This is a genomic window from Acuticoccus sediminis (assembly GCF_003258595.1).
Lineage (GTDB): Bacteria > Pseudomonadota > Alphaproteobacteria > Rhizobiales > Amorphaceae > Acuticoccus > Acuticoccus sediminis.
This window is the reverse complement of the sequence record NZ_QHHQ01000002.1, coordinates 531982-546864: the sequence shown is the minus strand read 5'-3', so window position 1 is coordinate 546864 and position 14883 is coordinate 531982. Positions and strand designations below refer to the sequence as shown.

Genomic DNA, 14883 nt, shown 5'->3' with positions numbered 1-14883 from the left:
TCATGACCCTCGCCAACGCCCTGAGCCGGACAGCGTTCAACGGCTACAGCGCCGCAGACGAAGCGACCGTCCGCGCCGCCTTCACACAGGTCTACGGGACCGCCGCTGGCAAGGCGATGATCGACGGCTTCCTCACGGCGCCGGCCAACTCGATCACCTTCAACTTCGCCGCCAACGACGCGGCCGCCAATCTGAACACCGGCGATGTCTTCTACGACCCCGCGTTCAGCACCGGCTTCATGTACCTCAACAAGTCGGGCGTCGCGATCCAGGAGATCGCGGCCGGGACGATCGCCCACGAGCTCGTCCATGCCCTGACCGGCCGCGACGACGAGCCGAGCTGGTTCGGCCAGAACGACTTCGCCGGCGATACCGTCACGTTCGCGAACACCATCTTCACGCAGCTCGGCATCGACCCGCAGCTCTCCTATCCGGGGTCGAACTTCGCCTCCGTGCTGGAGCTCGGACGCGACTACGCGATGGGTGCGGGCATCGATCGCGCGTGGTCGAAGGACGGGGACTTCCCCGAGCCGACCATCACCGCCCCGGACGCGCGCGACCTCATCATCGGCGGTGCCAGCGCGAACACCCTCAACGGCGGCGGCGGCAACGACATCCTCGTCGGTAACAACGGCAACGACATCCTGATCGGCGGCGGCGGCATCGACGTCGCGGTCTACGACGGCAACCAGCTCGACTACGACGTCCGCCAGAACGCGGACAGCAGCTGGACGGTGCGCCACGTCCGAGGTGCGGCCGACGAAGGAACCGACACGCTGATCGACGTGGAGCGCATCCGCTTCGACAGCGGCGCGACGTTCGAGCTGAAGAAGGGCGCGCTGACCTTCCAGACCGACTTCGGGCTCGTGATCGACACGACCGGCAGCATGGGCAGCTCGATCGGCGCGGTGAAGAACCAGGCGACCGCGCTCATCAACGCCGCCTTCAAGGGCGGGATGCAGGACGCGCGCATCGGCGTCGTCGGCTTCAAGGACAACACCATCGGCGAGCCGACGAGCATCATCCAGAGCTTCACCGACCAGGACGTCTTCGCCGACCGTCAGGCGGCGGCGCTCGCGGCCATCAACGGGATCTCCGTCGGCGGCGGCGGCGACCTTCCCGAGACGGCGTTCGACGGCCTTCTCAATGCCCTCAACGGCGCGATGGGCGACTGGCGCACCGGGGCGAGCGTGAAGCGCGTCGCGCTGTTCACCGACGCGGCCGCGAAGGACGGCGCGCTGGCCGGCGCCGTCGCCGCGCTGGCGAGCAACATCGGCGCGACCATCAGCGGGCGCACCGAGGCGGTCGGCGCCAAGGGCGCGCTCAGCGAGTACGTCTTCGAGTTCGCCTCCGACAGGTTCGACCCCACGTCCCCCGACGGCGGCGGCGCGATCCCCGACGCGACGCCCGACACGACCAAGACCACCGTGCAGATCTTCACGATCTTCACCGGAACGCCCGACTTCACGGACACCACGGACCTCGAGAAGGTCGCCTCGGAGAACGGCGGCGAGTTCTTCACCGCCGACTCCGACAGCGACCTCGTCGACATCCTGTTCGAGGTGATCGAGCTGCCGCCGAACGCCATCCCCCTCGTCAGCGGCCCGGTCGAGCTCGACAGCATCGAGGAGAACTCCGGCCCGATCTCGCTGACGGCGGCGGACTTCCTGGCCGGCGCCACCGACGCCGACGGCGACGTCCTCACTGTGGACGGTCTGACCGTCTCCGAGGGCACGCTGGTCGAGCTTTCGCCCACCACCTGGACGTATGAGCCGGACCCCGACGCGACCGGCGTCGTCACCTTCACCTACAACATCACCGACGGCGAGGCCTCCGTCTCGCAGTCGGCGACGCTGGAGGTCACGCCGACGAACGAGCTGCCGGTGGCCGAGGACGACACCGGACCGACGCTCGCCGCCGGCGAGGTCGTCACGATCCTCGCCGCCGACCTTCTCGCCAACGACACGGACGGGGATGGCGACACGCTGACCATCCTCAGCGTCGGCGGCGCGGTGGGCGGCACCGTCGCGCTCAACGCCGCGGGCAACGTCGTCTTCACCGCCGACGACGACTTCGTCGGCGACGCGTCCTTCACCTACCGGGCGGACGACGGCTCCGGCGACACCGGACCGACGACCATCGCCACCGTCGCCCTCGTGGTGGAGGCCGCCTCCGGCGCGACCGAAGGACCGGACCTCATCATGGGCACGCCGGCGAGCGACGATCTCGCGGGCCTCGGCGGCGACGACACGATCTCCGGCCTCGGCCGCGGCGACCTGATCGACGGCGGGCCGGGCGACGACCTGATCCGCGGCGGCGACGGGAACGACACCGTCACCGGCAACACCGGCAACGATACCGTCGTCGGCAACAACGGCGCCGACGTCCTCAACGGCGGGCGCGGCAACGACGTGGTCGGCGGGCAGGCCGGCAACGACGAGCTCGACGGCGGCGGCGGCAGCGACACCGTCCTCGGCGGCGCCGGCGACGACACGATGACCGGCGGCGACAAGGCCGACGAGGTGCGCGGCGACAGCGGCGACGACCTCGCCCGAGGCGGGGCCGGGCACGACACCGTCTTCGGCAACGGCGGCAACGACACGGTGATCGGCAACGACGGCAACGACCTGCTCGACGGCGGCCGGGACGACGACCTCGTCGCCGGTCAGGACGGCAACGACACCATGTTCGGCGGGACGGGTCGCGACTCCCTCCTCGGCGGTGACGGCAACGACAGGCTCGACGGCGAGGAGCACGCCGACGAGCTCTTCGGCCAGGACGGCAACGACGTGCTGTTCGGCGGCGACGGCAAGGACATGCTGAACGGCGGTGACGGCGACGACACCATCTTCGGCGGCAACGGCAAGGACGTCGCCATCGGTGGCGACGGCGCCGACACCTTCGCCCTGGAGGTCGGCCCGGGCGCGCTGCTGATCGAGGACTTCACGCAGGGCGAGGACCTTCTCGGCCTGACCGATGGCCTCGCGTTCGAGGACCTCGCGTTCACCGGCAACACCATCCGTGTCGGCGACAACGACGTCCTCGCGCGCTTCACCGACGGCTTCGTCACGTCCTCGCTGGACCACAGCGACTTCGTGGCCCTCGTCTAGTCAGGCCGTGCCGGGTTCCGACGGAGCCCGGCACGACCGCCACACCGAAGGATCAGCGGCGGCGCCCGGCCGGGCGCCGCCGAACTCGTTCCGGCGGCCGGCCTATCCGGGCCGCTCCTCGGCGCTCATGGTGCGCATCACCAGCCGTGCCAGTGTCGCCGCCATCGCCGTCTCGACGGGCGTCAGGCCCGCCTCCTCCCCGTCCGCCGTCGCGCCCACCAGCCTGATCGCCGGCCCGCGGATCCGTGCGTTGACGAACTCCACCTCGTCCTGATGCCGCGACAGGCTCTGCGCCACCCGCGGCGAGATGCCGAGCGGCGTGTCGCCCCCATCGACGGAGGTGATGGCGTCGCTCACGAACGCCGCCGCGCGCGGCGTGCTGCGGCACAGCGAGTTGACGACCCGCATCATCGCGAGCTCCTTCGCGCCCAGCGAGCGGTTGATCACCATCGGCTTGGCGGGAAGCGTCAGCGGCAGGCCGAAGATGTCCCGGACGAAGAGATCGGCGAGGCGGTCCCGGTGCGCATCGTAGTTGTGGACCTGGACATTCCCCGCACCGAACATCGCCTCCGCTTCGGTGATCACCGCCGCGTAGGGCGGCGACCAGCCGGCGGCGAACTCGGCGAAGGTCCGCGTCTCCCGGTGCCGCTTGACGAGCTGCGAGTAGACCGACAGCGCGAAACCGGCCAGCTCACGGACCAGGTAGATGTAGACGGGGACATAGCCGCGCCCGGTCGCCACGTCGACGATGTGCCGCGAGCGCTCGTTGTCCGGGAACCGCAGCGCCTCGTTCGAGTAGACGAGGTCGCGCCCGTCGGCCTCGTCCAGATGGCGCGCGAACGTCGCCGCAAAGGCGCTCTTGTCGGCGATCCGGTGCGGCAGGTTCGGGTTGATGTAGTTCGCCATCTCGACGCCGTTGCCCGACGTCACCGACCCGCGCCGCGCGGCCTCGAACAGATGCCCGGCCGGATAGAGGAGACCCGCCTCCGCGAGACGCTCGGCCTGTTGCGCCAGAACGACCTGGATGTACGAGGTGCCGGTCTTCGGCGCCCCGCCGTGCAGGAAAAGAGTGGGCAAGGCGCTCTCCGCATGCCGATTCGAATCCCGGGAGACTGGCAGAAGCGCAGCCCACGGCAACTGCCTCACCGCATGCGGCACGGACCGGCGCGGTTGCCGTTGCCGTTCGAGGACCGGGACATGCCGGTCCGCCGCGCCGGCGGCGCCGAATGCGGCCTCGCCTTCGGGCTGTGGATCAGCCGCATCATGACCGTCGGCTCTCGGCGCGCCGGGCCGGACACGGGCCGCTGTGAGCGGATACCCCGGCCGCTGGCGAGGAGCGTTTCCGACGAGCAGAAGACCACACGTCCCCCGGTCTCGAAGTACAGTCCCTCACGCGAATACGGAAATCTTGGAAAGAGCATTGAGACATGACTGAACCCGTCGCGGTCTATGGCCTTGGCAACATGGGCTTCGTCCAGGCCGAGCGCATCGCCAGGGCGTTCCCCACGCTGGTGTTCGACCTGTCCCCGGAGCGCCTCGCCGCGGCCGCCACGGCGTTCGGCGCGAAGGCGATCAAGAGCGCGGCGGACGTGGCGCAGTGCCGCTTCGTCGTCCTGTGCCTGCCGCACCCGGACGCGTCCCGGGCGGTCCTGCGCGAGCTGCGCCCGCATCTGCGGAGCGACGCCATCGTCATCGAGACGAGCACGGTCAATCCGGACGACGTGCGCGAGTTCGCCGGCGTGCTGGAGGGTGTCGGCGCCGAGCTCATCGACGCGTCGATCCTCGCCGGCGTCAGCCAGATGGAAGCCGGCACGGCGACGCTGCTGCTCGGCGGCGACGAGGCGCTGATCGCGGCCGCCAGGCCGGTGCTCGACGCGATCGCGATCAGGCAGAAGCATTTCGGCGCGCTCGGCGCGGGGGCGGCGGCGAAGGTCATCAACAACGCCGTCGCGCACGCGGTGATGGTCGTCGTGGCCGAGGCCGGATCGATGGCGATGGCCAACGACGTCGAGATCGACAAGCTGATCGGCCTCCTGTCCGACCCGGAAATGGGCCTCCACCGGCCGCTGACCTTCCGGTACGCCAAGCGCGTCCTCGGCGACGACTACGAGGGCGGGATGCCCCTCCTCGCAGCGCGCAAGGATTCCGAGCTGGCGCAGACGCTCGCGTACAGGAGCGGCGTGCCGCTGTTCGCGATCCAGGCCTGCCACAGCGTCTACGAACTCGGCGTCGCCGCCGGATATGCCGACGAGGACTACGCCGCGATCGCCAAGCTGTGGCGCGACTGGGGCAAGCCCGCCGCCCCCTCCCCGAAACCCTCGTAGGAGCCGGGCGGCGCGGCGGCGCGGCCCGGTCCGGCACCCCGTCCCGCGGTCGGCGGCGTTTGTGTGTCCCGATGTATTCAAGATCGGGCAAGTTATGCGCTAGACTTTCCGCCGGTCGACTGTCGGATCCCTCTGGAGCCTTGCCGCGATGCGGCCGGGTCCCGTGTCCTGCGTGCCCGCAGGCGACCGGAACACGAGCAACAAAAAATCGTTCCGGGAGGGAACACAGAATGCTCAGGATCTCAGCGGCGCTCGGCGCCGCGGCCCTTTCGCTCGCCGTCGGCAGCCTCGGCGCCTCCGCCGCGGACTACCCCGCGCCGCAGGAAGGCGACTACGTCATCGAGAACTTCACCTTCCACGACGGCGAGACGCTGCCGGAGATGAAGGTCCATTACCGCACCATCGGCGACCCGTCCGGCGAGCCGGTGCTGCTCGTCCACGGCACCAACGGCAGCGGGGCGAGCTTCCTCACCGACGGGTTTGCGGGCGCGATGTTCGGCCCCGGCCAGCCGCTCGACGCCACGCACTACTTCATCATCCTGCCCGACGCGATCGGCGCGGGCGGCAGCTCGAAGCCGTCCGACGGCATGCGCGCAGCCTTTCCGCGCTACAATTACAAGGACATGGTCGAGGCGCAGTACCAGCTGGTGAAGGACCACCTCGGGCTCGACCACCTGCGCCTCGTCATGGGCAACTCGATGGGCGGCATGATCACCTGGGAATGGGGCATCGCGCACCCGGACTTCATGGATGCCCTGGTGCCGATGGCCTCGCTCCCGGCGGCGATGTCGGGCCGCAACTGGATGATGCGGCGCATGCTGGTCGATTCGGTGCGCACCGACCCGGCCTGGAACGACGGGAACTACACCGAGCAGCCGCCCAACCTCGCGATCGCGCAGGTCTGGTTCGGCCTCGCCACCAACGGCGGCAACATGCGCCTGCAGGAGATCGGCGCGACGCGCGAGAAGGCCGACGAGTACGTCGACGGCCTCCTCGCCAAGGCCAAGGCCAAGGACGCCAACGACACGATGTACCAGTGGGACGCCTCGCGCGACTTCGACCCCTCGGGCGAACTCGACCAGATCAAGGCGCCGGTGCTCGCCATCAACTCGGCGGACGACGAGCGCAATCCGACCGAGCTCGGCATCCTGGACGCGGCGGTGAAGCGCCTGCCCAACGTCAACGCCTACATCATCCCCGAGAGCAGCGAGACCAAGGGGCACGGCACGACCGGCTCGCAGGCCGCCCTCTACGCCGAGCCGCTGAAGTCCTTCCTCGACAGCCTCCCCGAATGATCCGCCCCGTTGCGGCGGACGACGTGTCCGCCTGACCGCCGGCCGCCGCGCGGCTCCGCCGTGCGCCGGCCCCTTCCCGCCCGTGCACATCCCGCGGGCGCGCGAGCCGCAAGCCGATTGCCGCCCCGCCGCATCACGCCGCCGGGGCGGTTTCGGCCTTCCGCGTGCCGGCCGTTCCGCGGCCGGGCGCCGCCGGCGGAACGGGTTCATCGCCACGATCCCCTGCCCTCGGTCCGCCCCGGGCGGGGGGACCGCCCCTGTCGCACCGTCCGCCTAAGGCGCTCCGCTGGCCGGGGGCGGGCTCGCCGTATGTGATGGCCGCCGGCGGCGGCCGTGCTGGCGGGGCGATGCGCCCATCACCCGCTTGAACGCGGCGCCGAAGGCGCTCTCGGAATCGTAGCCGAGCGAAGCCGCGATCGCCGGGATCGCATCGCCCGACGTCTCCAGCCTGTCCGCCGCGAGGGCCATCCGCCAGCGCGTCAGGTAGTCCATCGGCGCGCGCCCGACCATGGCCTTGAAGCGGACGGCGAAGGCCGTTCGCGACATGCCGGCCCGCTCGGCCAGCTGCTGCACCGTCCAGCGACGGGCCGGCTCGGCGTGGATCGCGCCGATCGCCGAGCCGATCCTCCTGTCGGCGAGGGCATAGAGCCACCCGACACCGACGCCCGCCCGCTCCTCCAGGTAGAGCCGAAGGGCTTGGACGAGCATGAGGTGGGCGAGGTGCTGCGCGACGAGGTCCCCGCCGGGCAGCCGCTCGCGCACCTCGCGGCGCATGCGCGTCAGGATCCAGCGCAGTTCCTCGCGGTCCCGGACATCCTCGACGAGGACGACGGAGGGAAGCACGTCGAGGAGGATGTCCGCGTGCGCGGCGTCGAGGGAGAAGCGGCTCCCGGCGAGCACGAAGTCCGCCCCGCCGTTGAGGGCCGCGACGCCGCCCGGCGAGGCGCGGCCGAACACCGTGCCGGCATCGACCGGTGGCGCGCCGAGATCGCTGCCGAGCCGGAACGGACGCCCCTTCGGCAGGATGAAGCAGTCCCCCTCGCGCAGGCGCACCGGATCGCTTCCATCGCCCATCGCCAGCCAGCACGACCCGGACAGGACGGCATTCACCTTGATGCCCTCGTAGGGTGGAAACGCCAGGAGCCAGGCGCCGCCCGCCTCGAAGCCTGCGGAGACGTAGCTCCGGGGCTTCAGGAGCATCAGGACATCGGAGAGAGGATCCATTCGGGCACCCTGAACGATCGCGACAACAGTGCGAACAACTGAGCATAGATCGTTCGCAGCGCGCGGCCTACCTCAGCATCGCCCGACACCGGCCCCGACGGCTGGCGGCGGGCAAATCCAGCGAAGCGAGGGAAGCCATGATTCTCATTACGGCGCCTGCGGGCAACATCGGCAGTCAGGTTCTCGCGGCGCTTGCCGCCAGCAACGAGGCCATCCGGGTCGTCGCCCGCCACCCCTCCCGCCTTCCGGCCGAGGTCCGTTCGCGGGTCGAGGTCGTCGAGGGATCGCACGGCGATCCGGAAACAGTGACGAGGGCGCTCGACGGCGTCCGCCGTGTCTTCTGGCTCGTTCCCGGCGACATGACGGCGGCGGACGCGATGGCGGCCTACGTCGACTTCACCCGCCCCGCCGCGGAGGCGTTGAAGACCGGAACCGTCACGCACGTCGTCGCCGTCTCCGCGCTCGGCCGCGGCTGGCCGAGGGACGCGGGCCACGTCACGGCGACCCTCGAGGCGGACGACCTGATCGCGGAGACGGGCGTCGCCTTCAGGGCGCTCGCCTGCGCGTCGCTGATGGAGAACCAGCTCCGCCAGCTCGCTCAGATCCGGGATCACGGCGTGCTGTCCTGGCCCGCCGACGGCGACCGGCCCTTCCCGCACGTTGCCACGCGGGACGTCGCGGCGCTCGCCGCGCGCCTCCTTCTCGATCCCGCCTGGGACGGCGCCGAGGAGATCCCGATGACCGGGCCGCAGGACGTCTCGTTCAACGCCATCGCCGCCATCATGACGGAGGTCCTTGGCCGTCCGGTCCGCTTCGAGGAGATGCGGACGGAGGACCTCAGGGCGATGCTGGCCGCGCGCGGCGCGTCGGCGGGGATGGCGCAGGCGATGGTCGACATGCTGACGGCGAAGAACGAGGGCCTCGACCACATGGGGCCCCGCTCCACGCCGGCCGACACGCCGACCGACATCCACCAGTGGTGCACCGATGTCCTGAAACCGGCCATCGCGGGGTAGACGCCGGCACCCGGCGAGCGTCCCGCGCAGGCGCCGGGGTCCGCCGAGGCGCTGGTCCGGCTCAGGTTCGCGCGACGTGTTCGATCAGTCCCTGCCCGCCCATCTCGATGTCGATGCGGATGCCGGTCCACGCGGCCTCGCTGTCGCCACGGCGGAGCGCGTCGATGATGCGCACGTGCGGGTGCGGGTCCCAGTTCTCCGGCACGCCCGCGTCGTAGAGATGGGACAGGATCGGCCCGCACCGCACCCAGAGGTTCTCGACGAGGTCGTAGGTGATGGGGAGGCGTCCGAGCCGGCAGAGGGCGAGGTGGAACTCGGTGTTGAGGTGCACCGCCTCGTCGAAGGCCTGGCGCGCATGGCAGCCGGAGATCCCCGCCTGGATGGCCTCGAGGCCGGCGATATCCTCGGGCGTGGCGCATTCGGCGGCCTTCGCCGCCGCCTTGCCCTCGAGGTCCATGCGGATCATCCGGATCTCGAGGAGCTGTTCCAGGGTGAGTTGCGGCACCGTGACCGTGCCGCGCTCGTCCACGGTCATCGCGCGCTCGAACACCAGCCGCAGCAGCGCCTCGCGGATCGGCGTCATCGAGATGCCGAAGCGCTCGGACATGGGCCGAAGACGCATCCGCTCGCCCGGCCTCAGCTCGCCCCGCATCAACGCGTTGCGGATCGCGCTGTAGGCCTGGTCGCTGAGGCTCGCGCGCTCGATCGGCCGGGCCCAATCGCGCACCTCGGCCCCCGCCGAAGCATCCATCGTCTTCAGTCTTGACACCCGTCCGATCTCCTCTGCATGATCTGTTATAACAAATAACAAATAACGGCAACGTGTGGCTGCACGTTGCCGACACCGATATCGGTGGGAGGATACGGGACACCATGCTTGCCTTGCGCAAGGTTAAGCCCGAGGCCGGTGCCGCGCTCGTCGAGACCGAGCTCGCGGCGCCCGGGCCCGGGCCGGGGGAGGTCGACGTCGTGGTCCGCGCAGCGGGCCTCTGCGGCAGCGACCTGCACGCTTTCGCCTGGGATCCGGGCTACGCCTTCATGACGGACTATCTGCCGGTGACGATCGGTCACGAATTCGCCGGCGTCGTCGCTGCCGCCGGCGCCGATGTCGACGCCTTCGCGCCCGGCGACCGTGTGGTCTGCTGGCCCACGGTGGTCTGCGGGCGCTGCGCGGGCTGCCGGGACGGCCGCCCTTCCGCATGCGAGGCGCGGCGGATCGTCGGCCTCCACCGCGACGGCGGCTTCGCCGAGCGGGTGCGCGTGCCGGCCGGAACCCTGCGCCACGTGCCGCCGACCCTCTCCTTCGAGCGGGCGGCCCTGTGCGAGCCGCTTTCGATCGCCGTCAATGCCGTCGACCTGGCCCGCCTCGCCCCCGGCGACCGCGTCGCGGTGCTGGGGCCCGGCCCGATCGGCGCCGCCGCCGCGTTCGTCGCCCGGCAGCGGGGCGCGAGGGTACTGCTCATCGGCCTCGACGACGCGGCCCGCCTCGCCCTCGCCCGCACGGTGGCCGACGTCGCCACCGCCGACCTCCGCGAGACCACGCTCGGCGCGGCGGTGGACGCTGCCTTCGGCGGACGCTGCGACCGCGTGATCGAGGCGACGGGCGCGCCCGTCTCGGTCGAGGAGGGCCTCGCCGCGCTGCGGCCCGAAGGGATCCTCGTCGCCGCCGGCATCCACGCCGCCGCCTGCCGCATCGACCTCGCGCGCTTCGTCCGCGAGAAGAAGCAGCTCGTCGGCGCCCACGACACCACCGAAGACGCCTTCGCCGAGGCGCTGACGATGCTCACCGCGCACGGGGACCGGCTCGAGCGCCTCATCACCCACCGCCTGCCCCTCTCCCGCGCGCTGGAAGGGTTCGCGCTGGCCCGGAGCCGGGGCGCGATGAAGGTGATGCTCCACCCCGAAGAGACCGAAGGAACCATCCAATGACGAAGACAACGCGCGCCGTGATCGCCGCAGGGGCGGGAGGGCCGGAGGTCCTCAGCGTCGTCGATCGGCCGCGGCCCGTGCCGGGACCGGGGCAGGTGCTCGTCGAGGTCCACGCCGCCGGCGTGAACCGGCCGGACGTGATGCAGCGCCAGGGCAACTACCCACCGCCGCCGGGCGCATCCGACGTCCTCGGCCTGGAGCTTGCCGGCGTCGTCGCCGAGCTCGGGGCAGGCGTCGGTGATCTCGCGGTGGGCGACCGGGTGATGGGCCTCGTCCATTCCGGCGCCTACGCGGACTGGGCCGTCGTCGACGCGCCGATCGCTGTCCGCGTGCCGGACGGGCTGTCGCTGATCGAGGCCGGCGGCGTGCCCGAGACCTTCTACACCGTGTGGAGCAACGTCTTCGAGCGCGCGGCCCTGCAGCCCGGCGAGACGCTGCTCATCCACGGCGGCACGTCGGGCATCGGCACCACGGCGATCCAGCTTGCCAAGGCCCGCGGCTCGCGCGTCATCGTCACCGCCGGCAGCGAAGCCAAGTGCCAGGCCTCGCTCGACATCGGCGCCGACGTCGCCATCAACTACCGCGCCGAGGACTTCGTCGAGGCTGCGCGCAAGGCGACCGACGGCCGTGGGCCGGACGTCATCCTCGACATGGTCGGCGGCCCCTACATCCAGCGCAACATCGACCTCGTCGCGGCGGACGGGCGCATCTCGCAGATCGCCTTCCAGCAGGGCAGCAAGGTCGAGATCGACATGCTGCCGCTGCTCCTGAAGCGCGTCACCTTCACCGCGTCGACCCTGCGCGCCCGCCCGGTGGAGATGAAGGCGAGGCTCGCTCGGGCCCTCGAAGAGCACGTCATGCCGCTCCTGGCCGACGGCACCGTCAAGCCGCCGGTCGACTCCACCTACCCCCTCGCCGACGTCGCAAAGGCGCACGCGCGGATGGATGGCGGCGAGCACGTCGGCAAGATCATCCTCCTGATGGCCCCGGAAGCCTGAGATGAATATCGCCCTTCCCCCCACCGACAACCGCACCGGCGCGCACGTCATGGCCGCCGCCCTCGCGCGTCACGGCGTCACCGACATCTTCGGCCAGTCGCTGCCGTCGGCGCTGATCCTCGCGGCGCCACATTACGGCATCCGCCAGGTCGGCTACCGGACCGAGAACGGCGGCGCGGCGATGGCCGACGCCTACGCCCGGGTCTCCGGCCGCGTCCCCGTCGTGACCGCGCAGAACGGGCCGGCGGCGACGCTCCTGGTTCCCGGCCTCGCGGAGGCCTTCAAGGCCTCGGTGCCGGTCGTCGCCATCGTCCAGGACGTGCACCGGCGCTTCACCGACAGGAACGCCTTCCAGGAGCTCGACCACTTCGCCCTCTTCGCGGGCGTCACCAAGTGGATCCGCCGCGTCGCCGACGTCGCCCGCATCGACGACTACGTGGACATGGCCTTCACCGCCGCCGCGTCCGGCCGCCCCGGCCCGGCGGTCCTCATGGTGCCGGTGGACCTCCTCGACGAGCGGCCCGAGCTGGCGCCCGACGCGCCGCGGCGGCAGGCCGACCTCGGCACCTGGCCGCTCGACCGCATGGGCGCCGACCCCGCCCGCGTCGCCGAGGCGGCGGCGATCCTCGCGCGGGCGGAGCGGCCGGTGGTGATCGCCGGCGGCGGAGTGCACGGCTCCGGCGCCGCGGCCGAGCTGACGCGGCTTCAGGACCTCGGCCTCCCCGTCGCCACCACCGTCATGGGCAAGGGCGCGGTCGCCGAGACGCATCCGCTGTCGCTCGGCGTGGTCGGCTACTTCATGGCGCCGGGCGGGCGCGGCTCCCACCAGCGCGACCTCGTCACCGGGGCCGACGTCGTGCTCCTCGTCGGCAATCGCACGAACCAGAACGGCACCGACAGCTGGCAGCTCTACCCGCCGAAGGCCCGCTACATCCACATCGACATCGACGGCGCGGAGATCGGCCGCAACTACGAGGCGCTGCGCCTCAAGGGCGACGCGAAGCTGACGCTGACCGCGCTTGCCGACGCCATGGAGGGGGCGGACCTCTCCCGCCTCGAGGCGCGCCGGCCCGGCCTCGAGAGCCGCGTCGCCGAAGGCAAGGCCGGGTTCGAGCGGGACCTCGACACCCTCGTCGACATGGACGCCGCGCCCATCCGCCCCGAACGGCTGATGCGCGACCTCGACAGCGTCCTGCCAGAGGATGCGATCGCCGTCGCCGACGCGAGCTACGCCTCGATCTGGATCGCCAACGGGCTCACCGCGCGGCGCGCCGGACAGCGCTTCATCACCCCGCGCGGCCTCGCCGGGCTCGGCTGGGGCCTGCCCTTCGCCATCGGCGCGAAGGCGGCACGGCCGGACGTCCCGGTGGTCTGCCTCAGCGGCGACGGCGGCTTCGGCCACGTCTGGAGCGAGCTCGAGACCGCACGGCGCATGCGCCTGCCGGTGACGCTCATCGTCCTCAACAACCAGATCCTCGGCTACCAGAAGCACGCCGAGCTCAGCCTCTTCGGCGACCACACCGACGTCGTGCACTTCACCGCCGTCGACCACGCGGCCATCGCCCGCGCGGTGGGCTGCGAGGGCGTGCGCGTCGAGCGGCCCGAGGCGTTCCTGCCGGCGCTCGAGGCGGCGCTGAAGAGCGACACCACCACCGTCATCGACGTGGTGACGGACGAGCGCGCGCACCCGCCCATCACGAGCTTCATGGGGAAGGACGCGCTCGACTACTGAGGCCACGACACCGGACCGCCGCGTCCGCAACAGGGAGGAAAAATATGAAAATCAAAACACTCATCACCGCAGCCGCCGCATTCGGCATGATGGCGGGCGCCGCCCACGCCGACGTGAAGTTCGGCGCGCTGTTCCCGTTCTCGGGCGGCCTCGCGCTGCTCGGCGAGGAAAGCTTCCGCGGGGTGGAGCTCGCCGTCGAGGAGATCAACGCCAAGGGTGGCGTCCAGGGCGAGAAGGTCGTCCTCGTGCGCGGCGACGCCGTCGACAACAACCAGGCGATCGGCGAAGCCCGCCGCCTGATCTCGCGCGAAGGGGTCGTCGGGATCATCGGCACCTACTCCTCGTCCCGCTCCATCGCGGCGAGCCAGGTGGCCGAGCTCTCCGGCATTCCCTACTTCGAGCTCGGCGCGGTGGCCGACGAGGTGACGGGCCGCGGCCTCGAATACCTCTTCCGCACCAACCCGACCGCCGACACCATGGGCGAGATGATCGTCCAGATGATCGTCGACGAGGTGGCGCCGGGCCTCGGCAAGGAGCCGGGAGACCTCAAGATCGGCATCATCCACGAGGACAGCGCCTACGGCACCTCCGTCGCCGGTCACCAGAAGAACTACGGCGAGGCGGCGGGCCTCGACATCGTCACCATCCAGGCCTACCCGACGTCCACGGTCGACATGTCCTCGCTGGTCCTCAGCCTCAAGGACCAGGGCGTCGACGTGGTTCTGCAGACGGCCTACCAGAACGACGCGATCCTGTTCCTCAACCAGGCCGTCGAGGCCGACTACCACCCGGCCGCCATCATCGGCGGCGGTGGCGGCTACTCGCTGACGGCGACGGCCGAGGCGGTCGGCGAGAACATGAACAACGTGCTCGACGTCGACTTCACCCAGTACGCCGTCAACCACGAGTTCACCCCCGGCATCGAGGACTTCCTGACCGCCTACCGCGAGAAGTACGGCGAGGAGCCGCGCTCCGGCCACTCGCTGAACAACTACGTCGGCGCGATGGCCGTGCTGCAGGGGATCGACAAGGGCTCCAGCTTCAAGCCGGACGACATCGTCGCGGCGGTGAAGGCCATCGACATCCCCGAGGGCGAGACCGCGGCGGGCTACGGCGTGAAGTTTGGTGAGAACAACCAGAACGAGCGCGCCAAGATGATGGGCCTGCAGTGGCAGGACGGCAAGCTCGTCACGGTCTACCCGCGCGAGGCCGCCGTCGCCGAGTTCAACATCGGCGACTGATCCCAAACGGGGCT

11 protein-coding genes are annotated in these 14883 nt (G+C 70.9%); 8 read left to right on the top strand and 3 right to left on the bottom strand.

The annotated features are described in order from the left end of the window. Positions 1–2: 2 nt before the first annotated feature. Positions 3–3110 carry a cadherin-like domain-containing protein gene (locus DLJ53_RS10525; RefSeq protein WP_111344990.1) on the top strand — a complete coding sequence of 1036 codons (3108 nt, stop codon included), beginning with the start codon at positions 3–5 and terminating at the stop codon, positions 3108–3110. A gap of 102 nt (positions 3111–3212) precedes the next feature. Here DLJ53_RS10525 and DLJ53_RS10520 read toward each other — a convergent pair whose 3' ends face one another. Next, positions 3213–4187 carry a hypothetical protein gene (locus DLJ53_RS10520; RefSeq protein WP_111344989.1) on the bottom strand — a complete coding sequence of 325 codons (975 nt, stop codon included), beginning with the start codon at positions 4185–4187 and terminating at the stop codon, positions 3213–3215. Between the two features lie 350 nt (positions 4188–4537). Between DLJ53_RS10520 and DLJ53_RS10510 the strand changes: the two genes are divergently transcribed. Then, positions 4538–5434: an NAD(P)-dependent oxidoreductase gene (locus DLJ53_RS10510; protein ID WP_111344986.1), complete on the top strand. Its 897-nt coding sequence runs from the start codon at positions 4538–4540 to the stop codon at positions 5432–5434. Between the two features lie 230 nt (positions 5435–5664). Beyond that, the gene (locus DLJ53_RS10505; RefSeq protein WP_111344984.1) at positions 5665–6729 is read left to right on the top strand and encodes an alpha/beta fold hydrolase; all 1065 of its coding nucleotides are present in this window, start codon (positions 5665–5667) and stop codon (positions 6727–6729) included. A gap of 273 nt (positions 6730–7002) precedes the next feature. Here DLJ53_RS10505 and DLJ53_RS10500 read toward each other — a convergent pair whose 3' ends face one another. After that, a complete protein-coding gene (locus tag DLJ53_RS10500) occupies positions 7003–7953 on the bottom strand; it encodes an AraC family transcriptional regulator (protein ID WP_111344982.1) in 951 nt (316 codons plus the stop codon). A gap of 137 nt (positions 7954–8090) precedes the next feature. Between DLJ53_RS10500 and DLJ53_RS10495 the strand changes: the two genes are divergently transcribed. Next, a complete protein-coding gene (locus DLJ53_RS10495; protein WP_111344980.1) occupies positions 8091–8969 on the top strand; it encodes an NAD(P)H-binding protein in 879 nt (292 codons plus the stop codon). Positions 8970–9030: 61 nt separating this feature from the next. Here DLJ53_RS10495 and DLJ53_RS10490 read toward each other — a convergent pair whose 3' ends face one another. Then, complete coding sequence (locus DLJ53_RS10490; protein ID WP_111344978.1) at positions 9031–9720, bottom strand: GntR family transcriptional regulator; 690 nt, start codon at positions 9718–9720, stop codon at positions 9031–9033. A gap of 122 nt (positions 9721–9842) precedes the next feature. On the opposite strand from DLJ53_RS10490, the gene DLJ53_RS10485 reads away from it, so the two are divergent. From DLJ53_RS10485 to DLJ53_RS10470, 4 genes are read left to right on the top strand one after another with little or no spacing between them, the layout of a single operon-like run. After that, on the top strand, positions 9843–10898 hold the full coding sequence (locus DLJ53_RS10485) for a zinc-dependent alcohol dehydrogenase (RefSeq protein WP_111344976.1): 1056 nt from the start codon (positions 9843–9845) through the stop codon (positions 10896–10898). After that, a complete protein-coding gene (locus DLJ53_RS10480) occupies positions 10895–11896 on the top strand; it encodes an NAD(P)H-quinone oxidoreductase (RefSeq protein WP_111344974.1) in 1002 nt (333 codons plus the stop codon). Before DLJ53_RS10485 ends, DLJ53_RS10480 begins: the two co-directional genes overlap by 4 nt. 1 nt (position 11897) lies before the next feature. Further along, on the top strand, positions 11898–13628 hold the full coding sequence (locus DLJ53_RS10475; RefSeq protein ID WP_111344972.1) for an acetolactate synthase catalytic subunit: 1731 nt from the start codon (positions 11898–11900) through the stop codon (positions 13626–13628). Positions 13629–13672: 44 nt separating this feature from the next. After that, the gene (locus tag DLJ53_RS10470; protein ID WP_111344970.1) at positions 13673–14869 is read left to right on the top strand and encodes an ABC transporter substrate-binding protein; all 1197 of its coding nucleotides are present in this window, start codon (positions 13673–13675) and stop codon (positions 14867–14869) included. Positions 14870–14883: the final 14 nt, after the last annotated feature.

Excerpts from the sequence above, each read along its gene's own strand:
- DLJ53_RS10525 (WP_111344990.1), top strand. The coding sequence starts at position 3 with ATGACCCTCGCCAACGCCCTGAGCCGGACAGCGTTCAACGGCTACAGC.
- DLJ53_RS10510 (WP_111344986.1), top strand. The coding sequence starts at position 4,538 with ATGACTGAACCCGTCGCGGTCTATGGCCTTGGCAACATGGGCTTCGTC.
- DLJ53_RS10505 (WP_111344984.1), top strand. The coding sequence starts at position 5,665 with ATGCTCAGGATCTCAGCGGCGCTCGGCGCCGCGGCCCTTTCGCTCGCC.
- DLJ53_RS10500 (WP_111344982.1), bottom strand. The coding sequence starts at position 7,953 with ATGGATCCTCTCTCCGATGTCCTGATGCTCCTGAAGCCCCGGAGCTAC.
- DLJ53_RS10495 (WP_111344980.1), top strand. The coding sequence starts at position 8,091 with ATGATTCTCATTACGGCGCCTGCGGGCAACATCGGCAGTCAGGTTCTC.
- DLJ53_RS10490 (WP_111344978.1), bottom strand. The coding sequence starts at position 9,720 with ATGGATGCTTCGGCGGGGGCCGAGGTGCGCGATTGGGCCCGGCCGATC.
- DLJ53_RS10485 (WP_111344976.1), top strand. The coding sequence starts at position 9,843 with ATGCTTGCCTTGCGCAAGGTTAAGCCCGAGGCCGGTGCCGCGCTCGTC.
- DLJ53_RS10480 (WP_111344974.1), top strand. The coding sequence starts at position 10,895 with ATGACGAAGACAACGCGCGCCGTGATCGCCGCAGGGGCGGGAGGGCCG.
- DLJ53_RS10475 (WP_111344972.1), top strand. The coding sequence starts at position 11,898 with ATGAATATCGCCCTTCCCCCCACCGACAACCGCACCGGCGCGCACGTC.
- DLJ53_RS10470 (WP_111344970.1), top strand. The coding sequence starts at position 13,673 with ATGAAAATCAAAACACTCATCACCGCAGCCGCCGCATTCGGCATGATG.